A 25113-nucleotide genomic window follows, 5' to 3' on the forward strand; every position below is an offset into this window, starting at 1 on the left:
TCAATGGTTCGGACGACTCGCCCGGAGGCACAGCGAACCCGTGACGCACTGACACATCGGCCGATATATCAGTTCAGTGCGGTCGTGACCTGCTGCTTAGCAATGACTCTTTGGACTTTGTCCGCAAATGAGTCATTGCAAGGGCAGGTGGAGCAGCCAGCGGGCCTCGCCGTCGTGGACCTCGTCGGTGGCGGTGAGGCCCGCGGAGGTGGCGACGGCGGCCGAGGCGTGGTGGTCGGGGTGGACGTGGGCGATCACGGTGTGGACCGGCTGGGTGCGGAGCCAGGCGACGAGGCCCTGGGCTGCTTCGCGGGCGATGCCGCGGCCCTGCCACGAGGTGCCGACGACCCACGCGATCTCGGCGGTGTGGTCGGCGAGGGTGATGGTCGCCTGGACGGTGCCCGTCAGGCGGTCTTCGTCGCGGAGCCGGATCACCCAGTTCAGCCAGCGCACGGCCGGGTCGGGCGAGCCCTCGGCCAGGCGTTCGTAGCGGGCGAGGAGCGCTTCCGGGGAGAGCGGGATGCCGCCGATGAAGGTGTGCAGGGCCGGGTCGGACAGCACCTCCGCCATCTCGGCGGCGTGCTCGGGTCGCAGCGGCAGCAGGTCGAGGCGGGCGGTGCTGATCAACGTGGAATGGCCCTTTGCAACGAGTCTTTTGCGGTCGAAGTCCAACGAGTCATTGCTAAGCGGTAGGTCAGGAGGTTGTGGATTGGCCGATATATCAGTTGGGGTGGTGATGGCGGTGCAGGAAGGCGGCGACGAGGTCGTCGGTGAACGTGCGCGGGACGGGTGAGCCGGTGACCAGGACGCGGTAGTAGACGGGGCCGACCAGGTGGTCCAGGGCCGCGTCGACGTCGAGGTCGGCGGGGAGTTCGCCGCGTTCGATCGCGCGGTCCAGGGGGAGGCGGTCGCGGGTGCGCTGGTGGCTCAGGTGGTCGTCGCGGAGTCTGGTCGCCAGTTGTGGGTCGTGCTGGGCCTGGCCCGTGAGGGCGCGGAAGACGGCGCCCGGATCGGAGTCGGTGAGGAACTCGGCCACGTTCGCCAGGTGGGTGCGCAGGTCGGTTCCGAGGTCGCCGTGGTCCTGCGGGGTCAGGTGTTCGGCCATGTCCTCGGTGAAGGCTTCGAGCAGCACGTCGACCTTGGACGGCCACCAGCGGTAGATCGTCTGCTTCGCGACGCCTGCCCGTGCGGCTATGCCCTCGATGGTCACGCCGGCGAAGCCGCGTTCGGCCAGCAGGTCGTCGGCCGCCTCCAGGACTGCCTGCCTGGCCTCTTCGCTGCGTCCGTGCCGGTTTCCGCGGTGTGCGGTGCTGCTCTCCATCGGCCACCTCCTAGGAGCCGTACCTTAGTCAGGGCTAGTCTAGACGCAACGTTGCGTCTACTCTGGCCGCCATGACCATCACATTGCACGAGCCTCGGGTTCGTTCGGTTCTTGACCGGCTCTTCGGCGCCGCCGCGTCCGACGATGACCACTTCGACGCGCCGGCCTGGGGTGACCTGCGGTCGGCCGGCGCGCAGGAACGCGCTGACGCGTTGGCAGGCGTTTACATGCCGATCTCCGCACGCGGGGGAGATCTTCTCTACGGGCTGGCGCGGGCGAGCCGGCCGGACACCGTCGTCGAGTTCGGCACGTCGTTCGGCATCTCGACGCTCTACCTGGCAGCAGCAGTCGCCGACAACGGCAAGGGGCACGTTTACGGGACCGAGATGTCAGAGGCGAAGGTCGCCACCGCGCGGAAGAACCTCGACGAGGCCGGGCTCGGTGGGGTCGCGACGATCCTGCCGGGAGATGCCCGTCGCACGCTGGCCGATCTCAAGGGGCCGATCGGGCTGGTGCTGCTCGACGGTTGGAAGGAGCTCTGCCTGCCGGTGTTGCGGGATCTGGAGTCCCGGCTCGCGCCGGGAGCGCTCGTCGTCGCCGACGACATCGACCAGGGGTCGATGGCCGACTACCTCGCCTACGTGCGCGAACCGGCCAACGGGTACGTCAGCGTCGCGTTTCCGGTCGAGGACGGCATGGAGATCAGCTGCCGTGCGTGATCTGACCACGCACGGCAGCTGATATATCGGATATCAGTTAGCGGGTTCAGGAGCAGGTGCCGGAGGCGCAGGCGGAGGTGCCGTCGCCGCCAGGGCCTTGGTGAGGGCTTCCAGCGTGAGGTCGATCTGCCACGACCTGGCCCCTCCGTCGCGCAGCACGGTGGCCACGGATTCGGGGGAGAGGTCGGCCGGCGGCTGCCAGCAGGTGCGGCGCACCAGGTCGGGCAGCAGCAGGTTCTCCACCGGGAGGGTGTTGGCCGCGGCGATGGTCGCCAGTGCCGCACGGGTCGCGGCCAGGCGGGCCGCGGCGTCCGGGTCCTTGTCCGCCCAGCGGTTGGGCGGCGGTGGGCCGTCGTGCTGGCCCGCGGGTTCCGGGAGCTCCGACTTGGCCAACGCGCCCGCCTTGCGCAGGGCGTTCATCCAGACGCTGGACATGCGGCGCTGGGATCGGCCGCGGAAGACCGGCAGAGCGAGCAGTTCGGCCTCGTTGGCCGGGTTGCGGGCGGCTGCCTCCATGAGAGCGGAGTCCGGGAGGACTCGGCCTGGGGCTATGTCGCGGTCGCGGGCCACGGTGTCGCGGGCTTCCCACAGCGCACGCACGAGGGCCAGTTGCCTCTGGTTGCGCACGCGGTGGATACCTGACGTGCGCCGCCAGGGGTCGGTACGGGGACGCGGCAATGGCGCCATCCGCACCGCCTCGAACTCTTCGAGCGCCCAGGCGAGTTTGCCCTGGCGCTCCAGTTCGGTTTCGAGAACGTCGCGCAGCTGCACGAGCAGCTCCACGTCGAGAGCGGCATACGTCAGCCAGTCGGCAGGAAGGGGCCGGCGCGACCAGTCGGCCGCGCCGTGCCCCTTCTCGAGCCTAAAACCGAGTAGCCGTTCCACCAGCGTGCCCAGTGCGACACGCTCGAACCCAGCCAGCCTGCCCGCCAGCTCGGTGTCGAACAGCACGCCGGGTCGCAGCCCGAGTTCGGCGAGGCACGGCAGGTCCTGAGACGCCGCGTGCAACACCCACTCAGTGCCATCCAACGCCTGCACCAGTGGATCGAGCCGTCCGCCTAGGGCGATCGGATCGACCAACCATGTGCCGGCGCCTTCCCGGCGCAGTTGCACCAGATAGGCACGCTGTGAGTAGCGGTAGCCCGAGGCTCGCTCGGTGTCCACCGCGACCGGGCCCTTCGCCCCGGCGAGCGCGTCAGCGGCTCGCCGGAGCGCAGCTTGATCGGCGACCACGGGCGGGACCCCATCAGCAGGTTCCGTCAGCGGTACCGGATCTGGTCCGGTTGGTGCGGTTGGCTCGTCGGCGGGTACATCCACAGCGGATGACCCTACGACGATCGCACCACTCACAGGTGTTCTCGGCCGGTTCAGTGCTTCAAACCGGTATCTAACGGATCACGCCGGCACGCATGGCCAGCGCGACCATCTGAGCGCGATCTCCTGTGCCCAGCTTCCGGCCGATCCGCGACAGGTGAGACTTCACCGTCAACGCGGACAAGCTCAGAGCCTCGCCGATTTCCTTGTTGCTCTGGCCATCGGCGACCAGCTGGAGCACCTCGACCTCACGCGCGGAAAGTTCCCGCGGCGTGTTGTCCGTGCCCGGCACCCGAGTACCCGCTGCGAGTACTGGTGCCACGCTCGGATCTGCGTAAACGCCACCATCGAGAACCCTGCGCACCCCGTCGGTGACCACCATCGGAGAGGCGGACTTCAGGAGGTACGCCTGGGCGCCCGCCTGGAAGGCCGACCTGACCGCGTAGGGGTCGTCGGAGGATGCGAGGACCACGATGCGGGGCCAGCCCTGAGCACGGAGTTCCGTGACCAGGTCGATGCCGGTGCCATCCGGCAGGCCCAGATCGAGGATCGCGAGGTCGCAAGGACCGGTTGCAAGTGCCCGCGCCCGAGCCTCTGCCACCGATGCGGCCTCATGCACTGTCCCGGCTCCCATTTGGGTGAGCCGAGCTGATATCGCCTCCCTCAGCAGTGGGTGGTCGTCGACCACCAGCACTGAAAAAAGCTCTTCCCGCGGGTGCGGGACCATGTTCGCCGGCAACGAGCCGGCTGGCGTGGTACGAACGGCCTGACCTAAGCCGACGGCAGCCACGTCACTACCTCCCTGGAGTCGGTCGTGCCCCCCGACCGGCACCGGAGACTTTCGTCCAATCAGCCGCGCCACTGATCGACCGAAAGTGGTGTCGTCTGGGGCAGCGTAGCCGCCCATGCGGGTCTACGGGACGATCAATCGGGTATCTATCCCTATTGAGTTGTGACAGATGGCCCCATGTGTCACACGATTGGATGACAACTAGATAGGGGGTGTAACGCGAGCCCCTCTCAGAACGACATCTTGGAGTTGGTTGTGCCTAGCAGTTCTGGTCTCGAACGAGCGCGGGCGTTGCTGCAGCGCGCACCCCTCGTCGACGGCCACAACGACCTGCCGTGGGCTCTGCGCGAGTTCGGTGACGGAACGGGCGAGGACGTCTACACGACCGCCGCGAAGATCGATCTCACGGAACGTCATCCCAGCCTGCACACGGACATCGTGAAAATGCGCGAGGGCGGCCTGGGGATGCAGTTCTGGTCCGTCTGGATTCCCGGCAGGCTGGCGGGTGACGGTGCGGTGACCGCCGTGCTGGAGCAGGTCGAACTGGTATACGAGCTGGCCGGGCGGTACTCCGATCACCTGGGCCTCGCGACCACCGCCGCCGAAGCTGAAGAAGTTTTCGCCTCCGGGCGTGTCGCCTCCCTCATCGGGGCCGAGGGCGGACATTCCATCAACTCTTCACTCGGCGTTCTGCGCGCGTTGCGCCGCCTGGGCGTCCGGTACATGACACTGACCCACAACGACAACACCCCGTGGGCCGACAGTGCCACTGACCAGCCAGAACATGGCGGGCTGACGGAGTTCGGCCGCGATGTCGTGCGCGAGATGAACCGAATCGGCATGCTCGTCGACCTGAGCCACGTCGCGCCCAGCACGATGCATGCCGCGCTCGAGACGAGCGTCAAGCCCGTCATCTTCAGCCACTCGTCGTGCCGCCGGGTCGCGGACCATCCGCGCAACATCCCGGACGACGTGCTGATCAAGTTGAAGGCAAATGGCGGTGTGGCCATGATCACATTCGTGCCGGACTTCGTCTCACCCCGTGTCGCTGAATGGGACGCAGCCCTTCGTGCGGCCATGACGGCCGCCGGCGCGAACCACGCCGACATGGGGGAGCGCAAGGCGTTCGGCGAGAAGTGGATCGTCGAGCACCCGAAGCCGATCGCCACGCTCGACGACGTCGTCCTGCACCTCGAGCACGCCCGTGAGGTCGTCGGAGTCGACCACCTCGGACTGGGCGGCGACTACGACGGCGTCCAGACGCTGCCGCAGGGCCTGGAGGACGTCTCCACCTACCCGAACCTCTTCGGCGCGCTGCTCGACAAGGGCTGGTCCGAGGACGACTGCGCCAAGCTCGCCGGCGCGAACGTCCTGCGAGTCCTGCGGGACGCCGACGCCAGCTGAGGCCTAGGGCTGGCGCTGACCGAAGAGAGTGACGCCGACCGGCGGCAGCCCCACGGCCGTCGCCATCAGCTCGTAGAACGCGGTGCCGTGCTCGGCGAGTTCTCCGTCGAGCGCGGTCCACGACGCGCGCAGCTCCAGATCATCGGTGCGCGCGGGGCCGGCGATGTCGCCGAACCGGGCCGACGACGTCTGCGTCACGGTCCCGCCCAGAGCGGTGAACCCGGCCCCGGACTGCTCCAGCGCCTCGGTCAGCCACGACCACCCGACCTCGGGCAGCAGGGGATCGGACGCGAGCTCGTGGTCCAGCTCGACGCGCACGTACGCCACGACGCGCAGGACACCGCCCCACGCCTCGTCGCCGTCCGGATCGTGCAGCAGCACGAGCCTTCCGGTCGACAGTTCGTCCGACGGGCCGGTGACCTCAGCCGTCAGCGCGTACGCCCACGGAGCGAGCCGCTGCGGCGGGCGAACTTCGGTGAGTTCGATCTCGGGCCTGTGGCGAACCGACTTGAGCGTCCCCACCGCCCGGCGGAAGATTTCCGGCTCGGTCACGCAACTGACTGTATGCCTCGCAATCCGGCCGGGTGATGGCGGCACGCCGAGACGTGGGACCATGAAAGAGATATGAGCACTCAAGTTCCCCTCCTCGTGGCCGCAAGTGGCGGCACCCCGTCGCACACCCCTGTCTGGTTCATGAGGCAGGCGGGACGGTCGCTGCCCGAGTACCGGGCGCTCCGCCAGGGCACCGCGATGCTCGACGCGTGCATGGATCCGGAGATGGTCTGCGAGATCACCATGCAGCCCGTCCGGCGGCACGGTGTCGACGGCGCGATCCTCTTCTCCGACATCGTGGTGCCGCTCAAGGCCGCCGGTGTCGACCTCGACATCGTCGCGGGCACCGGTCCCGTGGTCGCGAACCCGGTCCGCACGCTCGCCGACGTCGAGGCGCTGCCCGAGCTGCACGCCGAGCAGGTCCAGCCGGTCGCGGACGCGATCGGGTTGCTGCTCAAGGAACTCCCGCAGGACGTCGCCCTGATCGGGTTCGCGGGAGCGCCCTTCACGCTGGCCTCCTACCTCGTCGAGGGCGGGCCCAGCAAGAACCACGAGCGCACCAAGGCGCTCATGCACGGCAACCCCGAGCTGTGGCACGCGCTGCTGGCCAAGATCGCGGGCGTCACGACGGCGTTCCTGCACGCCCAGCTCGACGCGGGCGTCCAGGCGGTCCAGCTGTTCGACTCGTGGGCGGGCGCGCTGTCCGAGCGCGACTACCGCGAGTTCGTTCTGCCGCACTCGAAGCGCGTCCTCGAGACGATCACGACGGTGCCGCGCATCCACTTCGGCGTCGGCACCGGCGAGCTGCTGCCCGCGATGCGCGAGGCCGGCGCGGACGTCGTCGGCGTCGACTGGCGGATTCCCCTGGACGTCGCCGTGGCGCGGCTCCAGCAGGCGAACCCCGAGCTGCCCAAGCCGGTCGTGCAGGGCAACCTCGACCCGGCGCTGTTCTTCGCGGGCTTCGAGGCCGTCGAACGCGAGGTGCGCCGCATCCACGCCGAGGGCAGGGCCGCGGCGGGCCACATCTTCAACCTCGGCCACGGCGTGCTGCCCGACACCGATCCGGAGATCATCACCCGGACCGTCGAACTGATCCACAGCTTGTAATGCACGGAAGAGCGCCGCACGTCGCAGTCGTCGGGGGAGGCATCTCCGGCCTGGCCGCCGCGCACCGGTTGCGGATGCTGCTCGGCCCGCAGGCCAGGATCACGGTGATCGAGCAGTCCGACCGGCTGGGCGGCAAGTTGCGCACGACCGAGCTCGCGGGTGTGCGGTTCGACGTGGGCGCCGAGGCGTTCCTGCACCGCAAGCCCGAGGCGCAGGAGCTGATCAACGAGGTCGGGCTCGCCGATCACGTCGTGCACCCGACGGCCGCGAAGGCGAGCGTGCACGCGGCCGGGCGCACGCACCAGCTGCCGGCGCACACGTTCATGGGCGTTCCGGCCAGCGTCGAGACCGTGCGGCACATGCTGTCGTCCGAGGGCGCGCTGCGCGTCGAGATGGAACCGACGCTGCCGCCGATCGAGCTCAGGGGCGGCGACGTCGCCGTCGGCACGCTGATGAAGGAGCGGTTCGGCCCCGAGGTCGGAGACCGCCTCGTCAGCCCGCTGCTGGGCGGCGTCTACGCGGGCCGCGCGGACGAGCTGGGCCTGCGCGCCACGATGCCGCAGATCGCGACGCTGCTGGACAAGGGCGTCGGCTCCCTGCTCGCGGCCGCCGCGACGATGATGCCCGCCCCACCGCAGGCCCGCTCCGCACGGCCGCCGGTGTTCGCGTCCCTGAGCAACGGCGTCTCGTCGCTCGTCGACAGGCTCGCCGAGGTCGCGAAGCCCGAGGTCAGGCTCGGTCTGCCGGTCCGGGTGCTGTCGTGGCTCGGCGCCGGCTGGCGACTGGAGATCGGCTCGGCCGCGACCCCGCAGTACCTGGAGTGCGACGGCGTCGTGCTCGCGGTCCCGGCCCCGTCCGCGCGCAAGCTGCTGCACGAGATCGCGCCGCAGGTGTCCGCCGCGTACGGCAAGGTCGAGGTCGCCTCGATGGCCGTGGTCGCGCTCGCGTTGCCGCCGGGCACCGAACTGCCGCAGCGTTCCGGCGTCCTGATCGCGGAGGGGGAGCGGTACTCCGACCGCATCACCCCGTTCACCGCCAAGGCCTTCACGTTCTCCAGCCGCAAGTGGGCGCACTACGGCGAACCGGTCATCCTGCGCGGCTCGGTCGGGCGGCACGGTGAGACGGCGCTCCTGCAGCGCAGCGACGCCGACCTGGTGAAGGCCGTGCGCAACGACCTGCACGAGCTGACGGGCATCAAGGCCGCGCCGATCGACTACGTGGTCCAGCGCTGGGGCGGCGGGCTGCCGCAGTACGGCGTCGGTCACGTCGACCTGGTGGACGCCATCGAACGCGGCATCGCCGACGTGCCGGGCCTCGCTGTGGCGGGCGCCACCCTGCACGGCGTGGGTGTGCCGGCCTGCATCGCGACCGCAGACTCGGCCGCCGCCCGTGTCGCAGCACACCTGCTGGGTCGCGTTCGCCGCTGAGAGGCCCGTGCCAAGATGGACCTATGGCGCGCCTGAACTACAACGAGCTCAACGACACCATCCGCTACACGATGTGGTCGGTGTTCCGGGTCGAACCCGGCAAGCTTCCGGACGACCGTTCGGCTGCTGCCAGCGAGACCCAGAACTACCTGGACGCGTTGGAGGGCAAGGGCGTCGTCGTGCGCGGCGTCTACGACGTGGCCGGCCTGCGCGCCGACGCGGACTTCATGATCTGGTGGCATGCCGAGGAGATCGAGCAGGTGCAGGCCGCCTACACGGGCTTCCGCCGCACCCCGCTCGGCAAGGTCTCCACGCCGGTCTGGTCGCAGGTCGCCCTGCACCGCCCGGCCGAGTTCAACCGCAGCCACATCCCCGCGTTCCTCGCGGGGGAAGAGGCGCGCAAGTACATCTGCGTCTACCCGTTCGTGCGGTCCTACGAGTGGTACCTGCTGCCGGAGGAGGACCGCCGCAAGATGCTGGCGGACCACGGCAAGGAAGCCCGCGACTATCCGGACGTGCGCGCGAACACCGTCGCGTCGTTCGCTCTCGGCGACTACGAGTGGCTGCTCGCGTTCGAGGCCGACGAACTGCACCGCATCGTCGACCTCATGCGGCACCTGCGCGGCACCGAGGCGCGGCTGCACGTGCGAGAGGAAATCCCCTTCTACACGGGCACCCGCGTCCCGGCGTCCGAGCTGGTGCTTAACCTCCCGTGACCCGGTAGGCCCGAATCACCGTCAGTTCAACGGTTCCACCCTTGGCGTCCGTCGCAGTGGCCTTCAACGAAGTCCACTGCGCGTTCGCCGGGTTGTAGACCAACGCGCTGTTGCCGACCACACCCGCGCGGCGCCACGACTTGCCGTCGTCGTGCGAGTACTCGACTCCGGTGATGCGCACCTTGCCCGCGTCACCCTGCGTCTGGGTCAGCAAACCGATGCGCTGCAACGTTCCCGCGGGCACCGCGCCGTTGTCGTCGAGCTTCGGTTCGAAGCGCACCACCGACAGCGGCGGCGCGTCGATCTTGCCCTCGGTGCCCTTCGACTTGAAGGTCCACACCGCGGACACCTTGGTGCTGAACTCGAACTGCGAGCTCCGGTCGAGGCTCACCTCGGCGCGGAAGTCGCCCTGCGCCAGCGGCACGTTCGTGAACGACCCGCCCGGTGTGGTGGTCTCGCCGATCAGCACTCCGTTGCGGTACAACGCGGCCCTGGCGCTGTCCACAGTGGACGAACCGGTGCCGTGGTTGCCGTCGCTCGTCATCGGCGGGCCGACGTAGAACTGCGAGCCGTAGCGTTCGACGAACCCGTACGACGCCTCGGGCAGGCCCGGTGAGAACACCGGCCGGACTTCGCGTTCCCGGTAGGTCCTGCCCGGCTGGTACGTGCGGTACGCGGAAGTGACGCGTTCCTGCGCGCCGTTCGCGTGCCGTGTCATGACCGCGGACTGCCAGCGCAGGTCCTCGGTCGTCACGTAGTCGACCGCGGTCGCGCCCACGGCCACCGGGTAGAGCGCGGTGCCGCCGCTCAGGCCCTGCGGGGACAACGGCAGCTCGCCCTTGAGTCCCTCGCTGTCCGGTTTCAGGGTGCCGATCGTGGACTCGACCCTGGCCAGGTCCTTCTTGGCCGGTGCCTTGGTGAGGCCGACGGGGAAGCCGCCGGGCACCGGGTAGGCGAGCCGGTAGAACGTGTGCGGGTCGGCCTTCGTGTTGGCCTGCAGCGCCGCGAGCGACGACAGGTCGCTCGGCGGCAGCGGACCGCCGGCCTGGGCGGTTCCGACGCCGTCGAAACCGCCGAAGATGACCGACGTGCCCAGCAGGCGGTCCTGGCCGCCCACCGAGCGGCGGAAGGAGATCAGGCCGATCGTGAAGTCACCGGTCTCCTCCGGCGCCTTCACCGACACCGGCTTGGCCAGCCGGGCGTCCTGCCTGATCGTCAGGTCGCCGGTCAGCTTCACTTCGGGCTGGTAGAGCAGGTCCATGCCCCCGCCCGCGTCGAGCACCGACGTGTCGAGGAAGTACGTGCCCTTGGGCAGGCGGAGCTTCACGTCGCCCGCTCCGCCGATCGGCATGACCGTGTCGTTGTCGAGCCCGACGAGGAACGTGAACCAGTTCGCGGGGTCCGCGCCGTCACGGCCGGTCAGGTCGATGGTGAGGGTGTAGCTCTCCACTTCGCGGTCGATGCCGACGAGCGTGCGGACGGTGTGAGTGCCGGACGTGGCGACGACCTCGCCGGCGTACGCGGCGTCCTTGGTGCCGACGCGGGTGTCACCGGTGACGGTGACCGACGCGGTGCCCTTGGCCGGCACGGTCACCTTCGACGCGCCCAGCGTGAACATGCCCGCCGGAGCGCTGCCCTTGAACGCGAGGTCGAGCGTGATCGCCGCGTCCGTCGGGTTGGTGTAGGTGATCGGCTTGGTCACCGGCTTGTCGTCGGCGTGCGGCCACTCGTGCAGGCCCAGGTTCACCGCGACGACGTCGGCGGTCAGCACCTGGCCGATCGCCTTGGCCACGTCGATGCGCCCGGCGCCCTGGTCGAACGCGCTGACGCCCTCGGTCGGCTTGGCCGTGGTCGCGAGCACCGACTTGAGCTGTGCGGGCGTCCACTCCGGGTGTTGCTGACGCAGCAGTGCCGCGGCGCCCGCGACGTGCGGCGTCGCCATCGACGTGCCGCTGGCCGCGAAGTGGTCGGAGGTGCCTGCCTTGGCGGCGACGATGTCGACGCCCGGTGCGGTCACCTCGGGCTTGAGCCCGCTGTCTCCAACGCGAGGGCCTTTGCTGGAGAAAGGAGCGAGTTTGTCGTCACGGTCGACGGCGCCGACCGACAGCGCGGCCTCGGCCGTGCTGGGGGAGCTCACCGTGCCCGGCGAACCCGAGTTGCCCGCCGCGATGACGAACAACGTGCCGTACTGGGCCGTCAGGTCGTCGACGGCCTGCTCCAGCGGGTCGACCTCGGGGGTGTCACCGCCGCCGAGGCTCATGTTGACGACCTGGGCGCCCTGCTCCGCCGCCCAGCGCATGCCGTCGAGGATCCAGGACTCCTGGCAGCCGAACTCGACGCAGACCTTCGCGTCGATCAGCTGCGCACCCGGTGCGACACCGCCGTACTTCGAGTCGTGGCTCGCGACGGTCGACCCGACGTGTGTGCCGTGGCCGACGTTGTCGGTGTTGTCGGGGTCGGTCGTGAAGTTCTTCTCCGCGATCTGCTGACCCGCGAGGTCGGGGTGCTTCTCGTCGACGCCCGTGTCGACGATCGCGACCTTGACCCCCTTGCCGGTGATGCCCTTCTGGTGGGCGGCCGGCGCGCCGATCTGGGCGACGCTGCGGTCGAGGCTCGGCTTGCGGATGCCGTCGAGCCAGATCTTGTCGCCGGTCGCGGCCTCCGACCTGAGTGCCGACCAGTCGCCGGAGGACCTGGCGCCGACTCTGGCGTGGCCGTCCACGATCAACGGCATGCGGTCGCGGTAGCCGAACTCCAGCAACGTGGTGACGTCGAAGAGCCTGCGGTCGAGCCGGCCCGCCGCCAGGGGCTCGAAGGCGTCCTTCGGCACCACCAGGGTATGGCCGTTCGCGGTGCGGGCGGTCTTGAACATCATGTTCTCGCGGCCCTCGCCGGGCTGGATCGCGACGACCTGCTTGTCCTGCCCCAGCAGAACCTTGTCCCCGGTGACGAGGGTGACCTCGTCGGTGGTCCGGCCGGGACGCGGGGCGTGGTCGTCCGGTGGTGCGGCCGTGGCCGTCGCCACGGAGGCCGCTGTCAGGGCGAGCGCCGTGACGGCGCCCAGCACTTTCGATTTTCCGCGCATTCGAATCCCCTCGTGGTTCGAATTGCTGCGCGCTGTGGTCCGCGCAGGCCGGAAGGCCTTCCGCGGGTATGCGAAGGCAATGCGAAAAAGGTCCCCCGACCCTTCGAACGTATCGATATAACAACCGGGTAACACAGGGCCGAACGGGCGATTCTGGCCCCCGTTTCGTTCGCCCGTCAGTTCGACTGCCAGAACTTCCAGCGAGCCTTGCGTTTTGCTGACAGTTCTCCGGAAGCGCGGCACCATTCCGCGAACGCCGCGGCGTCCTCGCGCGCGCGTGAGCCCGCACGACGTGGGTGTTCGACGGCGTAGGCGTCGAAGAGCGGCCGGAACCGGTCGCCGAGCTCGTCGGCGACCGCCGGACCCAGCATCCGCACGATGCCGCGCCGTTTCGACAACAGCGCGCGGCGTTCGACAGCCAGGCGTTGTTCGTCGAATCCCGCCGGTGCCGGACCGTTGCCGAGCAATGCGTTTAGCAGCTCCGCCTGCTGGGTGGCAAGCCTTTCGCGTGCCGCCGAAACTTCATTCTCGTTCACGATTTCAGTCACGGTGTTTGTCCACGACGGCGCGGATCGCGGCCAGTTCGCTCGCGATTTCGGTGTCGGACGGATAGTTGTCGTCGCGTTCCAGCAGAACGCCGGGCGGCGCGACGCGCGAGCACAGTTCGTCCAGCACTTCCAGGACTTCCGGCAGAACCGCGTGGGCGTGCGTGTCGTGGTAGATGTCGCCGTGCTGTTCGCCGCCGGCCACGTGCACGTACGCCAGCCGTTCCAGCGGGATCTCGTCCAGGAACCGCTCCGGGTCCGTGCCGATGTTGCGGGCGTTCGCGTAGAGGTTCGCGACGTCCACGAGCAGCCAGCAGTCCGTGCGCTCGACGAGCTCGGCGAGGAACTGGCCCTCGGACAGCTCGCCGTCCGGCCACTCCAGCAATGCGGCCACGTTCTCCAGCGCCAGCGGCACGGGCAGGTTCCGCTGGGCGAGCTTGACGTTCGCGACGAGCACGTCGAGCGCGTCCTTGGTGCGCGGCACCGGCATCAGGTGCCCGGAGTCGAGGCCGCCCGCCCGCACGAAGCATACGTGGTCGCTGACCATCGGCGCGCCGACCGCCTCGGCGACCGCGCCCAGGTGCTCGACGCGGTGCAGATCGACCTGGTCCGCGCCGCCCAGTGACAGCGACACGGCGTGGGGGAGCACCGGGACGCCGCGTTCCAGCAACAGCGTCACCGACTCCGGCAGGTGTCCGATGTGGAGGTTCTCGGCGACGACCTCGACGAAGTCCACGCCGGGCAACCGTTCCACCGTCAGGTCGATCTCCGAGCGCCAGCCGATGCCGACACCCAGGTCCTTGATGCCCGCCATCAGTCGCCTCCTCCGCCTCCTCCGCCACCGCCGCCACAGCTGCTGCCGCCACCACCGCAGCTGCTGCCCGACGAACAACTGCTACTGCTACCACAACCGCTGGAGCCGCAGGCGCTGCTGCCGCAGGCCGCCGCACTCGAAGCGGCACGACCGCCACGCCGGCGGGCCTTGTTCTTCCTCTTGCGCGGCAGCATCTTGACGACGCTCTGCGGCAGCCCGAAGAGTTCGCCGACGCTCCGGTTCTCGATCCTGCCGCGGAAGCCTTCCAGCGCCACGGCGAGAACCCGGTCGCTCGCGGTCACGTCCTTCAACGCCGCCTGCCCTGCCCTGGTGAGCGGTTTCGCGCCATATGTCCAATACGCGAAGCCCAAGAACCCCACTGCCCCGAAGAGCGTCCACGGCTCCAGGAAGGCGGCCAGGCCCAGAACGACGCCGATCGCGAGGAAGACCCACCACGCCGCGAGGCGGGGACGCGGGTTCCGGGTCAGTCGCTGTGCACGCAACTGCTGGTGCAACGCCCGCATCTCCGAGCTCTTCGCGGCGTTCCGCACGACCGCGTCGAACCGCACCGGCTTGCTCAGGCCGATGAGGATGAGCGTCTCGACCGCGGTCGTGGCGCCCAGCTCGTTCTGGTGCACGGCGGACACGATCCCGTCACGTGACACCCGCGCGAGACCGGCGTCCAGCAACCTCGCCAGCGCGGTCTCCGCGGCCCGGCCGGGGCCCTCCGTCAGATAGCCGATCTGTTCCGGGGACACTCGCGTGCCCGTTGCCGCCGTTGGTGCCGCCATCAGTCTCCCCCTCCGCCGCCACCGCAGCCGCTTCCGCCGCCACAACTGGAACTGGAACTGCCACAACCGGAACTGCCGCAGCTCGACGACGAACCGCACCCGCCACCGTTCCAGATGGACCTCCGCTTCGCCCTGGCGGGCCTGCGCGGGACCGTCCCCACAACACGACGCGGGAAGTCGAACAGCGCACCGACGTCCTTCCCGCGGACCTTGCCGTCGAACCCGTACAGCGCCACCACGTGCACCCGGTCGCTCGCCTTCACCTGGCTCAGGGCTTCTCTGCCTGCCGGGGTGATCGGGCCGCTGCCGTTCTGCCAGACGAAGAAACCCAGTGCGATCACGGCGGCGATGAGGAACGCGGGTGAGATGAACCCGAGCACCACCGAGACACCCGCGACCGCGAGTGAGAACCACCGGCCTTCGTAGCGGCGGTGAGGCACCCGCATGAGCTCGCGGCTGAGCAGCTGCCGGTACAGCTGCGCCACCTCCGTGCAGTTCCTGGTCGCCAGGACGATCGCGTCGAACTGGATGGGGGTCCGAGCGAAGCTCAGCATCCGCGCTTCGACCGATGTGGTGGCGCCCTGGCCGTCCTGGTGCACCGCGGAGACCAGTCCGTCGCGTGACACCCGCAGCAGGCCGTGGTCGATCAGCCGGGCCAGCACGGTCTCCGCGGCCCGTCCGGGACCGGCCGTCAGAAAACCGGCCTCCTCCGCGGACAGCCACGCCCCCTGCGTGTCTGTCGGTTTCGTCATCGATTCCCCCTCAACTGCTGGAACTGCTGCAGCTGCTGCTCGAACTGCTGCAGCTGCTACTGCTGCTCGAACAACTGCTGCTGGAACAACTGCTGCTGGAACTGCTGCAGTTACTGGAACTGCCGCAGCTGCTGGAACTGTTGCAGCTGCTGGTCGAACAACTGCTGCCGCCACAACTCGACGTGCCGCCGCAGCTGTGGTGGTCCCAGTCGTACGAGCTGCAACCGCTGGTGCCGACGTACGGGGCGGAGGACGTCGTGCGCTGCCTGCCCCGGCGCAGCCCGAACAACGCCACCGAGTCCGCACTGCTGCGGGTCCTCATCGCGTACATCCACACGGTCTTGCCGTTTCGCGTGAGCCTGCCCGGGTTCCGCAGCAGGATCGCGAGGAACACCAGCAGCGCCGTCAGCAGGAACAGTCTCGGGTCGATCGCGAAGGCGACGAACACCGAGACGAACGCCAGCACGAACAGCACCACCCGCAACGCGATCCTGCCGCCGCGGGGCCTGCCGAACCGGCGGTGCACCATGCCGCGGTCGACGAGGCTCTGGTGCAGCGCGCCCATCTCGTGGCTCGCTCGCGTGACCTGCACGACCTGCTGGATGGGGCGAGCGGTGCCCTGGAGTCCGGCGAGGACGTACGCCTCCAGCGCCGTCCTGGCGCCGTAACCGTTCTGGTGGACGGCGGTCACGAGTCCCTCGCGGGAGATGCGCACGAGACCGCCGTCCAGCAGCCGGGCGAGAACGGCCTCCGCCGCCCTGCCCGGTCCCCCTGCCAGGAACCCGATCTCCTCCGCGGACCACGTGGCCTGGTGCGGTGTCGAAGAGTTGGACATCAGCACTCCCCTCACTGGTGTCAGTGCATCTTCGACGTGAGATCTACCCCTGGGTTCCTGTCGTTACCTGAAAAGGACCGAATGGTGAATCAGCCGCCTCCGCCGCCGCACCCGCCACCACAGCCGCCGCCTCCACCGCCACCGCAGCTGCTTCCGCTCGAACACGAAGAAGAACCGACCGAACACGTGCTGTTGCCGGAGCTGCTGCTGTAGCTGCCGGAACCGGACGACGCGAGCAGTGAGGTGCGCACCGCCAGATCCGGGTAGACGAGGAGGCCGCCGAACAGAACCGCGCCGGCCGCGCCCGCGTACACGACCTCGTCCACGCTTCCCGCCGCCCTGGTGCTCGTGGTGCGAGCGTCGTCGAGCACGCGGTTGCCCTTGCTGGTGCGGACGTGCTTGCCGCGCCGCGTGAGAAGCACGATCAGCAGGCCCGCGAGGACGAGCTGAAGCGTGAGCCAGCCGATGTTCGCGCCGATCGCGAGGCCGTTGATCCAGCGCGCGAACCCGATCACGAGCAGCACCCACAAAGCGATGGATCCCTTGCGCAGAGCGCTTTTCGCGACGGCCGGGTCGACCACGAGGCCCATGTCCCGCAGGCGCTGCCCGATCGCCGTGACCACGCCGTCCGCCGCGACGGCGGGGATCATCAGGTTGACGGTGCGGTTGGTGTAGCGCTGGCAGTCGGTGATGACGGCGCGGTCCACCTGGTTCAGCGACTTCGTGGTGGACGTGACCTGAACGGTGCCACGCCGTGAAGTCCTGAGCTCACCCGCGGTGAGCAGTCGCGCGACGGCCGTTTCGACCACGCGCCTTGGACCGCCCGCAAGATATGCGAGCTCGTCCATGTCGAGTGAGCGCACGGGCTGGGTGCTGTGACCCGCCCGCACGCGTACCCGAACGACGATCGCGACCAGCACGGCGAGCGCCAGCCCGATCCAGTAGAGCTGAAGGAACTCCGGTCCGGACAATCCCCAAGGCCTCTGCATGCGACCCACCCCCTGACTGCCCCGAAAGTGCTTCGGTGGGTCAATGGTGTGGTCCGCGCCACAGCCTCACAAGGCTTGTTGACGAAGCCTTAGGGTTGGCCGCTTTCTGTCACTGTTCCGCGCTTCTGGCTAGCTCGACGAGCCGCCGTCGACACCGCTGGAGCCTTCGCCGTCGGTGCCGCGCAGGACGATGCGGACGTTCATGATGGCCTCCCAGGTCTGTCCGGGCCTTGGTGACCGGACTGAGGCTCAGTCTCCTATTCGGACGGAACGAGTTTCAAGGAGACGGAGTTGATGCAGTAGCGCTGGTCCGTGGGGGTGGGATACCCCTCACCCTCGAAAACATGCCCGAGGTGGCTGTGGCACGTGGCGCAGAGCACCTCGACGCGCTTCATGCCGAGCGCCCGGTCCTCGCGCAGGATCACCGAGTCTCCGGCCAGCGGCGAGAAGAACGACGGCCAGCCGCAGTGCGAGTCGAACTTGGTGTCGCTGCGGAACAGTTCGGCCCCGCACGCACGGCACTCGTAGAGGCCCTCGGTCTTGGTCTCGGTGTACTCGCCGGTCCACGGGCGCTCGGTGCCGGCCTGGCGCAGCACCGCGAACTCGGCGGGGTTGAGCTGGGCGCGCCATTCCTCTTCGGAACGCACGACCTTGGGGGTGGTGCCGACAACAGGTTCCATGACTCTTTATAACTCCGCGGCGCCCCTGGGGCTTCCCGGCGAGGGTGTGGCCTGCGGCGCCGTAAGGCCCCGTTAAGGACTCGTCCTCGTGTGGAATCAGAAGATGATGGCGAGGATGTCGCCCAGCGCGAACCAGATCGTGAGGAGCACGCCCAGCAGGATGAGCCCCACCACGATCACGGCGACGAGCCGCTGGTGCCCGGTCGTGCGGTTCGCCGAGTCGGCGAAGTCCTGCACGCCGTCCAGGTAGCCCTCGACGGTGAAGCCGGGGCGTTGCCGCTTCATCTTGTCGAGATGGTCGGCGAACGCCTTCGTCTCGGGATCGTGTGGGTCGAGGCCGATCAGTTCCTCCTGGAACTTCTCGTTCTCGTCCTTCGAATCGCCCATAACTCCCAGCTTAGTGGCTGGGGGAGGGGATTCCGGTGTGCTGGGCGTTCACCGCCGAAGTGGCGGTCAACTCGCGAGCGCGAGGGACGGCTTGACGGCGCCGACCGCGCGGCCGTGCCCGAGAACCGGCACGGTGGCGAGGTCCTCGACCTTGCTCACGTCCACGCCGAGCCGCTTGAGCACCGCGACGATGACGACCGCACGGGCGCGCGACGAGCCGTCGGCGATCTTCAGCGCCACGCCCTCACCGGTGGGCAAGCCGACCGCGTAGACGCCCTCGGCGCCGTCCTTGGCGATGACGCCGGGCAGGGCGGCCATGAGAACGGTGACGTCGCGGCCGGTGCCACCGACCCACTGGGGGAAGGTGTTCATGGCGGTGGCGACGCGGTGTTCGAGGGTGCCGGGGGCAGCGGCGGCGAGACGGCCGAACGCGCGGGCGAGGCCGGTGAGGCTGATGGCGAAGATCGGGGCGCCGCAGCCGTCCACACCGACCTGGGCGACGGGCTCGCCGGCCACGTCCTCGATCGTCTGACGGGTCGCGACCTGCAGCGGGTGCGTCGGGTCGAGGTAGGTGTCAGTGGGCCAGCCGTTGGCGACGCAGGTGGCGAGCATCGCGGCGTGCTTGCCGGAGCAGTTCATGTACTTCGGGGCGGCGGCGAGGCCCTGCGCGAGGTGCTGGGCACGCGCCTGCTCGCCGAGCGGCAGGTCCGGGGTGCACCGCAGCGCGTCCTCGGTCAGACCGGCCGAGGCCAGGATCCGCAGGGCGCCGTCGACGTGGAAGTCCTCGCCCGAGTGGGAGGCGCAGGCCAGGGCGAGCAGTTCGCCGTCGAGGTCGAGGCCGCTGCGGAGCATCGCGAGGGCCTGGAGCGGCTTGTTCGACGAGCGCGGGAACGCGACGTCGCCGGGGCGGCCGACCGACAGCACCGGGGAACCGGACGGATCGGTCGCGACGACGGTGCCGTGGTGCACGGACTCCAGGAAGTCGCCCCGCCAGACCTCGGCCACCACTTCGTGTCCCATGTCGCCCCTCCCGCGCTCAGATCCGAAACTGCCAACTGTCGACAGTTGACATGTTCGCTAGTTTAGCGGGAGGACGGCCGGTGCCGTCCAGATCAGGAGACGAAGGTGACACCCCCGACGCCCCTGCACCTCAGTCTGGCCGGGCAGGCCGTGGACGTGCTGCGAGAGCAGGTGCTCACCGGGGAGATCCCTCCAGGCTCGCGGGTCAACGAGGTCGAGGTGGCGCAGAAGCTCGGCATCAGCCGCGGGCCGTTGCGCGAGGCGATCCGGCACCTGGCCTCCGAGGGCCTCCTGACGCTGGTCCCGCACCGAGGCGCGTTCGTGCCCGACGCCAGTCCTGACGACGTCAGGGCGTTGTTCGAGCTGCGCACCGCGCTGGAGTGCGCGGCGGCGGAACTGGCGGCGTCGCGCCGGACCGATGTGGATCTCGTGCGGCTGCAGGAGGTCTGCGCGGAGAGCAGGCGCAACTACAAGGCCGGGCAGCCGTTCCCGTACCGGTTGGATCTGGCGTTCCACCAGACGTTGCTGCACGCCGCCCGCAGCCCGTACATCTCCGAGCAGGTCCGGCTCGTGCAGCAGCGCGTGGTGCTGCTGCGCAGTGCGCTGGCGGACGACCCGCCGCACCAGCACGCGTCGATGGACGACCACGACGAACTCGTGCGGGCGATCGCGGACGGCGACGCGGCCAAGGCGTCGACGGTGATGCGCAGGCACCTCTCTCGGGTGTGTGCGCAGATGCTGACGAGTTTGACCCACTAACTTCTGTTACATGACGTTCGGCGCCCGGCTCGTGCAGCACCGCAAGAACGCCGGGCTCAGTCAGGAAGAGCTCAGCGAACGGTCCGGTGTCAGCGTCCGCGCCATCAGCGACATGGAACGCGGCCGCGCCCGTTCCCCGCAGCGCCGCACGACCGAGGCCCTCCTCGACGCGCTGGACCTCGACGAGGCCGGCCGCGCCGAACTGCGCAGGCTCGCCAGGACCGGCCGGGTCGCGTTGAGCAGCCCGGTCTGGTCGTTGCCGATGTACGTCGCGGACCTCGTCGGCCGGGACGCCGAACTCGACGCCATCGCGAACAAGCCCAACGGACTCGTGGTCGTCCACGGCGCCGCGGGAACCGGTAAGACCAGCCTCGCGGTGAGGGCCGCCCATCTGCTGGAGGGCGGCTTTCCGGACGGTCAGCTGCTCATCGACCTGGAGGGCTCCGCACAGCCGCTCCAGCGGTTGCTCAAAGACCTGGGAGTGCCCGCAGAACACGTGCCCGAGGACGTGAACGGCCAGACGCGGCTCTACCGGTCGTTGCTCGCGGACAAGCGCCTTCTGCTCGTGCTCGACGGTGCGCGCACGGAAGAGGAGATCCGCACGCTCCAAGCCGATCCGGGCTGCCTCACGATCGTCACCTCCCGGCGCAGGCTCGCCGGGCTGGCGGACGCCACCTGGATCCGGCTCGGCGGGCTCACCGAGCCGTGCGCCCTCGAGTTGCTCGCGTCGATCATCGGGGCGCACCGCGTCGAGGCGGACCACGAGACCGCGCGGGAGCTCGTCCGGCTGTGCGGGATGTCGCCGCTCGCGCTCAGGATCGCGGGCAACCGGCTCGCCAGCCGTCCGCGCTGGCCCCTCGGTCATCTCGTGGAGCAGATCGAGGAACGCCGCCTGGCCGCGCTCACCGCGGGCGATCTCGACGTGCGTGGCGCCTTCGAGGTCTCGCTGGCGCACCTGCCCGAGACCGCGCGGCTGGTGTTCCGGCGGCTCGGACTGCTCGTCGGCACCCACGTCACCCCGGCGCTCGCGGCCGAACTGACCGGCCTCCCGGTCGCCGAGGCCGAACTGGCGCTGGAGGAACTCGCCGACGTCAGCCTGCTCGACCCCGACGACCACGGCTACGCGATCCACGGCCTCGTCCGGACGTTCGCCACCGGCCTGATCGACGCCACCGACGACGGCGCCGACCGCAGGATGCTCGCCTGGCTGCTGGAGACCACCGTGGCCGCCGGAGTCCTCTTCGGACAGACGGGCGACGCGCGGCGGGTGCGTCCGCGAGGCAGGACTTTCCCCGACGTGGCAACGGGAAGGCGCTGGCTGGACGAGCACCGCGACCTGCTGCCCGAGATCGTCGAACGGGCGCAGGCCAGGGACCTGCACGACGAGGTGGCCCGCGCGGTGATCGCACTCTCGCACTACGCGGCCATCGAACCGGGCCTCGTCTGGGAACGCGTCTTCCGCCTCGCCCTCGCCTCCGCCCGCGAGCCGTGGCAGGAGATCGTCGTGCTCGGCCAGCTCGGCTGGGTGCTGTTCGACGTCGCCGGCCGGCCAGGACCGGCGCTGGAGGTGCTGACCCGCGCGGCCCGCGTCGCCGAGGAGTCGGGGGAGACCGGGCACCTCGGCTGGGTGTGGCTGATCGCGTCGGCCGCGCACAGCGGGCTCGGCCACTTCGACGAGGCCGAACGCGTGTGCCTCAAAGCGATCGACTCGATGCACGAGCCCATGGACGAGCACTACGCACGGTCCGTGCTCGGCGTGCTGTGGCGGTCGATGAATCGGCCCATCGCCGCCGTGACCGCACACGAAGAGGTAGCGAAGGAACAACGCGCTTACGCCAACACCATCTACGAACTCTCCGCGCTGGGCCGCACGCTCGGATGGCTCGGCCTCGCCCTGATAGACGTCGACAGGCCCGATGACGCCGTCGCAGCACTGACTGAGGCCGAGGACGTCTACAAACGCGCGCAGATGGCGTCGTGGCTCGCCCGGACATTGTGGCACCGCGCCCTCGCCCACCGCGCGGCGGGCCGGCTCACCGAGTCCGACGAGGACCTCGGTCAGGCGCTCGCCGGGTTCCGCGCGATCGGCGACGGACTCGGGGAGATCGAGATCCTGCGCGCGCTCGCCGACAACGCCGAGTCACGGGGCGACCACAGCGCGTATCAACATCATCTGCGAGACTCGCTCGCGGCGTGTGAACGATGGGACACCGACGCCACGCGCGAGATCGCCGCCGAGGTGCGGAAGCGCTTGTCCGGAGGGTGAGGGATGCGGGCGACCACCTTCAGCGAGTTCCTGCGGTTCTACCGGCGCCGGGCGGCCCTCACCCAGGAGAACCTCGCCGCGCGCGCCGGCCTGGGCGTCCGCACGCTGAGCGATCTCGAACGTGGCCGCGTGCACACCCCGCAGGCCCAGACCGTCGATCTGCTGGTGTCCGGGCTCGGCCTGGACGGTGCCGAGGCCCAGGAGTTCGTGGCACTCGCACGGTCGTCGGAAGCCGTGCGAGCACGCCCCGAACGCACGGACTGCGCGCCACCTCCGGCTGAACCGCTCATCGGCCGTGAGGCAGAGCAGCAGCAGTTGGCGGAGTGCATCTGCCGTGCGGCCGCGTCGTCCGTGCTGGACGTCGTTGTCGTGCACGGACCTCCTGGCGTGGGGAAGACCTCTCTCGCGGTCGACGCGGCGCACCGGTTCGCCGACCGGTTCACCGACGGCTGCCTGCATCTCGACCTGCGCGGCATGGACACGTTCCCGTTGTCGGCGGAACGGGCGATCGCGCTGCTGCTGCGGGCGTTCGGCGTGCCGGACGCCAAGATGCCGTCCGATCCCAACGACGGTCTCCGCCTCTACCGGTCGATGCTGCGCGAACGGACCGTGCTGCTCGTGCTCGACAACGCCGCCAACGAGGCCCAGGTCCGGCCGCTGCTCGCCGCCAGCCCCGGTTCGCTCGTGGTCGTGACCAGCCGCAACGTCCTGGCGGGCCTGAACAGTCGCTCGCGCGTCGAGCTCGGCCCACTGCGGCACGACGGCGCCGTCGAGTTGCTCGCCGCGACCGCCGGCACCGATCGGATCGCGGCCGATCCCGAGTCGGCGGACCGGGTCGCGACCCTGTGCGGAGGTGTTCCGCTGGCGCTCGCCATCGCGGGCCGCACCACGTCGTCGTTGCGGCACCTCGCCGAGCAGCTCTCCGACGAACGCGCACGGCTCGACGTGCTCGCGACCGGCGACGTCCAGGTCCGCACCGCGTTCGAGCTGTCCTACCGGCTGCTCGCGCCCGAGACCGCGACGCTGTTCCGCAGGCTCGCGCTGATCCCCGGCCCGGACACGTCCGTCGCGCTCGCCGCGGTGGCCGCCGGGATCGACGACGCCGAGACGGTGCTGGAGGAACTCGTCGACGCGAGCCTGCTCCGGCCGGATGTTCCCGGCCGTTACTCGTTCCACGACCTGATCCGCGACTACGCGCGCGAACGCTTGTACAGCGACGAAACCGACGTGGAGACGCACCGCCTGCGCACGCGCGACTGGCTGCTGACCGCCGCGACCCGGTCCGCGTCGGCGTTCCTGCCGGGCCAGGGCGCGTCGGACCTGGTCAGCGCGGGCCGCTGGTTGTCGGACGAACTGGCGAACTGGCGCGGTGCGTTCCGGCAGGCCGTCGCCGACGGCGCCCACGAGCAGGTGCTGGCGCTGGCGACGTCGATGCACTGGTACTCCGACCACCGCGGCACGGGCGAGCTGTGGCTGGAGATCTACACGGCGGGTGTCGCCGCGGCGGGGGAACTGGGCGAACGGGGGCGGCAGGCGCAACAGCTGAACTTCGTCTGCTGGGTCTACGTCGCGCGCCACACCAACATCCCGCTGGCCCTGCGGTGGCACGAGGAGGCGTTGCGGGCCGCGCGGGACTGCGGCTCGGTGCAGGAGACTGCCTGGGCGCACTACTACCGGTCGGCCGTCGAGACCCGGCTCGACGACCACGAGGCCGGAGTGACCCACGCCCGGCGGGCCGCCGAGCTGTTCCGGGAGACCGGTCAGCCGATGAACGTGGTGCTCGCGCTGTCCTACTCCGGTGTTCTGCTGCAACGGCTGGGCCGTTTCGCCGAGGCGGTCGAGACGCACCGGGCATGCGTCGAGGAAGAACGCGTGTTGCGAGGCAACGAGCGTGGCGTGGCCCTGGAGAACGCCGCCCAGCTGGTGCTGCGCCTGGCGGACGCGCTGGTCGCTGCGGGCGATCACGCGGAGGCGCTCGGGGTGGTGGCGCTGGCCGAGGAACTGACCGGTCGCGGAGCGGCCAACCTGGTGTCGATGGCCCGGCACACCCGAGGTCACGCGTTGGCCGCCGCCGGACGGCTTGCCGAGGCGCGGGATCAACTGGCCGGGGCCGTGGAGTCGCTGTCCGACCCGGAACTCAGGGTGTCCGTGCTGATGGAGCTCGCCGGGCTCTGCGACCGCATGGGCGAGAGCGACGCGGCGATCGGGCACCGGGTGCGCGCGCTGGCCGAGTGCGAGGGCTACGAGTCGCCCGGCATGACCAGGCTGCAGCAGGACGTGGCGGACGCGCTCGGGATCCGGTCAGCGTAGGACGGTGCTCAGGAACGCGTCGGCGTCGAACCGCTCGGACCCGGCCGGCACGAGCCGCCAGGTGGCGTCGAGGAACTTCCGCAGTGTGCCCGCGGGCACCCGGAACACCGTCATGTGCCGGTCCGAGACCAGCTCCAGCACCAGCACGCGGCTCGAGTGCGGCCGCAACCGCACGTCGCCGTCGCCCGCTCTCCTGCTGATGCCCTCGGCGAGCAGGTCTCTGCCCATGACCCAGGTGGTGACGGAGCCGCCGGAGCGGAACTTCATCGTGACCGCGAAGGGGTCTTCCGACCGGTAGAGCAGCTCGGTCTCGACCGGGGCGGTGGAACCGTTCGGCCGGACGAAGTCGAAGACGGTGCGTGACGCGACCCGCATCGGGACTCCCTGAAGTGTTCGCCATGGGTACTTAAGACATCACGTAATGGGAACCGAATTGGTTCATCGTGTCCTGTTGCCATTACCAATTGATTGGTTGAATGGTTTTCGCGTTCTCCGCCGGCGCGTCGGCCGGGGATGCTGTGCGAAGGGGC

At 69.7% G+C, this 25113-nt stretch carries 23 protein-coding genes and 1 pseudogene; 8 read left to right on the plus strand and 16 right to left on the minus strand.

Going from position 1 to position 25113, the window contains the following annotated elements:
* Positions 1-132 precede the first annotated feature (132 nt).
* Both ACIRG5_RS44805 and ACIRG5_RS44810 read right to left on the minus strand, forming a co-directional pair.
* Positions 133-627, minus strand: a complete 495-nt coding sequence (locus ACIRG5_RS44805) for a GNAT family N-acetyltransferase (RefSeq protein ID WP_402916946.1) — start codon at positions 625-627, stop codon at positions 133-135.
* A 94-nt stretch (positions 628-721) separates the two neighbouring features.
* On the minus strand, positions 722-1321 hold the full coding sequence (locus tag ACIRG5_RS44810) for a TetR/AcrR family transcriptional regulator (RefSeq protein ID WP_402916948.1): 600 nt from the start codon (positions 1319-1321) through the stop codon (positions 722-724).
* Positions 1322-1392: 71 nt separating this feature from the next.
* Between ACIRG5_RS44810 and ACIRG5_RS44815 the strand changes: the two genes are divergently transcribed.
* Positions 1393-2040 carry an O-methyltransferase gene (locus ACIRG5_RS44815; protein WP_402916950.1) on the plus strand — a complete coding sequence of 216 codons (648 nt, stop codon included), beginning with the start codon at positions 1393-1395 and terminating at the stop codon, positions 2038-2040.
* Positions 2041-2073: 33 nt separating this feature from the next.
* On the opposite strand, the gene ACIRG5_RS44820 is transcribed toward ACIRG5_RS44815, so the two are convergent.
* A complete protein-coding gene (locus ACIRG5_RS44820) occupies positions 2074-3357 on the minus strand; it encodes an HRDC domain-containing protein (protein ID WP_402916952.1) in 1284 nt (427 codons plus the stop codon).
* Between the two features lie 70 nt (positions 3358-3427).
* On the minus strand, positions 3428-4081 hold the full coding sequence (locus tag ACIRG5_RS44825; RefSeq protein WP_181320591.1) for a response regulator transcription factor: 654 nt from the start codon (positions 4079-4081) through the stop codon (positions 3428-3430).
* Between the two features lie 318 nt (positions 4082-4399).
* Between ACIRG5_RS44825 and ACIRG5_RS44830 the strand changes: the two genes are divergently transcribed.
* Positions 4400-5548 carry a dipeptidase gene (locus ACIRG5_RS44830; RefSeq protein ID WP_402916954.1) on the plus strand — a complete coding sequence of 383 codons (1149 nt, stop codon included), beginning with the start codon at positions 4400-4402 and terminating at the stop codon, positions 5546-5548.
* A 3-nt stretch (positions 5549-5551) separates the two neighbouring features.
* On the opposite strand, the gene ACIRG5_RS44835 is transcribed toward ACIRG5_RS44830, so the two are convergent.
* A complete protein-coding gene (locus ACIRG5_RS44835) occupies positions 5552-6100 on the minus strand; it encodes a DUF3000 domain-containing protein (protein WP_229905701.1) in 549 nt (182 codons plus the stop codon).
* 72 nt (positions 6101-6172) lie between these two features.
* On the opposite strand from ACIRG5_RS44835, the gene hemE reads away from it, so the two are divergent.
* From hemE to hemQ, 3 genes are read left to right on the plus strand one after another with little or no spacing between them, the layout of a single operon-like run.
* Positions 6173-7207 carry a uroporphyrinogen decarboxylase gene (gene hemE / locus ACIRG5_RS44840; protein WP_402916957.1) on the plus strand — a complete coding sequence of 345 codons (1035 nt, stop codon included), beginning with the start codon at positions 6173-6175 and terminating at the stop codon, positions 7205-7207.
* Positions 7207-8634 (plus strand): protoporphyrinogen oxidase, encoded by a 1428-nt coding sequence (gene hemG / locus ACIRG5_RS44845; RefSeq protein WP_402916959.1) that lies wholly within the window; start codon positions 7207-7209, stop codon positions 8632-8634. The genes hemE and hemG overlap by 1 nt, the downstream gene beginning before the upstream one ends.
* Positions 8635-8657: 23 nt before the next feature.
* Positions 8658-9350: a hydrogen peroxide-dependent heme synthase gene (gene hemQ, locus ACIRG5_RS44850; RefSeq protein ID WP_402916960.1), complete on the plus strand. Its 693-nt coding sequence runs from the start codon at positions 8658-8660 to the stop codon at positions 9348-9350.
* On the opposite strand, the gene ACIRG5_RS44855 is transcribed toward hemQ, so the two are convergent.
* The 10 genes and pseudogenes from ACIRG5_RS44855 to ACIRG5_RS44900 form a co-directional block, all read right to left on the minus strand.
* A complete protein-coding gene (locus tag ACIRG5_RS44855) occupies positions 9337-12435 on the minus strand; it encodes a S8 family peptidase (protein ID WP_402916962.1) in 3099 nt (1032 codons plus the stop codon). The genes hemQ and ACIRG5_RS44855 overlap by 14 nt on opposite strands.
* A 176-nt stretch (positions 12436-12611) precedes the next feature.
* The gene (locus ACIRG5_RS44860) at positions 12612-12971 is read right to left on the minus strand and encodes a hypothetical protein (protein ID WP_402916964.1); all 360 of its coding nucleotides are present in this window, start codon (positions 12969-12971) and stop codon (positions 12612-12614) included.
* A gap of 4 nt (positions 12972-12975) precedes the next feature.
* On the minus strand, positions 12976-13794 hold the full coding sequence (locus tag ACIRG5_RS44865) for a DUF692 domain-containing protein (protein ID WP_330277937.1): 819 nt from the start codon (positions 13792-13794) through the stop codon (positions 12976-12978).
* The gene (locus tag ACIRG5_RS44870) at positions 13794-14585 is read right to left on the minus strand and encodes a TIGR04222 domain-containing membrane protein (protein WP_402916967.1); all 792 of its coding nucleotides are present in this window, start codon (positions 14583-14585) and stop codon (positions 13794-13796) included. Before ACIRG5_RS44870 ends, ACIRG5_RS44865 begins: the two co-directional genes overlap by 1 nt.
* Positions 14585-15340 (minus strand): annotated as a pseudogene (locus tag ACIRG5_RS44875) (TIGR04222 domain-containing membrane protein); the annotation flags it as partial. The gene ACIRG5_RS44870 and the pseudogene ACIRG5_RS44875, both read right to left, overlap by 1 nt.
* Positions 15341-15347: 7 nt before the next feature.
* Positions 15348-16172, minus strand: a complete 825-nt coding sequence (locus ACIRG5_RS44880) for a TIGR04222 domain-containing membrane protein (RefSeq protein WP_402916969.1) — start codon at positions 16170-16172, stop codon at positions 15348-15350.
* A gap of 89 nt (positions 16173-16261) precedes the next feature.
* Positions 16262-17161, minus strand: a complete 900-nt coding sequence (locus tag ACIRG5_RS44885) for a TIGR04222 domain-containing membrane protein (RefSeq protein ID WP_402916971.1) — start codon at positions 17159-17161, stop codon at positions 16262-16264.
* A 257-nt stretch (positions 17162-17418) separates the two neighbouring features.
* Entirely contained in the window at positions 17419-17841 is a 423-nt protein-coding gene (gene msrB, locus ACIRG5_RS44890; RefSeq protein WP_319981594.1) for a peptide-methionine (R)-S-oxide reductase MsrB, read from the minus strand.
* Positions 17842-17937: 96 nt separating this feature from the next.
* The gene (locus ACIRG5_RS44895; protein WP_319981593.1) at positions 17938-18228 is read right to left on the minus strand and encodes a hypothetical protein; all 291 of its coding nucleotides are present in this window, start codon (positions 18226-18228) and stop codon (positions 17938-17940) included.
* 66 nt (positions 18229-18294) lie between these two features.
* On the minus strand, positions 18295-19248 hold the full coding sequence (locus ACIRG5_RS44900) for an asparaginase (RefSeq protein WP_402916973.1): 954 nt from the start codon (positions 19246-19248) through the stop codon (positions 18295-18297).
* Positions 19249-19353: 105 nt separating this feature from the next.
* Between ACIRG5_RS44900 and ACIRG5_RS44905 the strand changes: the two genes are divergently transcribed.
* From ACIRG5_RS44905 to ACIRG5_RS44915, 3 genes are read left to right on the plus strand one after another with little or no spacing between them, the layout of a single operon-like run.
* Positions 19354-20007, plus strand: a complete 654-nt coding sequence (locus ACIRG5_RS44905; protein ID WP_402916975.1) for a GntR family transcriptional regulator — start codon at positions 19354-19356, stop codon at positions 20005-20007.
* A gap of 10 nt (positions 20008-20017) precedes the next feature.
* Complete coding sequence (locus tag ACIRG5_RS44910; protein ID WP_402916977.1) at positions 20018-22273, plus strand: helix-turn-helix domain-containing protein; 2256 nt, start codon at positions 20018-20020, stop codon at positions 22271-22273.
* Positions 22274-22276: 3 nt separating this feature from the next.
* Positions 22277-24583, plus strand: a complete 2307-nt coding sequence (locus ACIRG5_RS44915) for an ATP-binding protein (RefSeq protein WP_402916979.1) — start codon at positions 22277-22279, stop codon at positions 24581-24583.
* Here ACIRG5_RS44915 and ACIRG5_RS44920 read toward each other — a convergent pair.
* Positions 24575-24958 carry an SsgA family sporulation/cell division regulator gene (locus tag ACIRG5_RS44920; protein ID WP_402916981.1) on the minus strand — a complete coding sequence of 128 codons (384 nt, stop codon included), beginning with the start codon at positions 24956-24958 and terminating at the stop codon, positions 24575-24577. The two genes, ACIRG5_RS44915 and ACIRG5_RS44920, sit on opposite strands and share 9 nt — an antisense overlap.
* Positions 24959-25113 lie beyond the last annotated feature (155 nt).

Source organism: Lentzea sp. NPDC102401 (genome assembly GCF_044765805.1).
Classification (GTDB): Bacteria; Actinomycetota; Actinomycetes; order Mycobacteriales; family Pseudonocardiaceae; genus Lentzea; species Lentzea sokolovensis.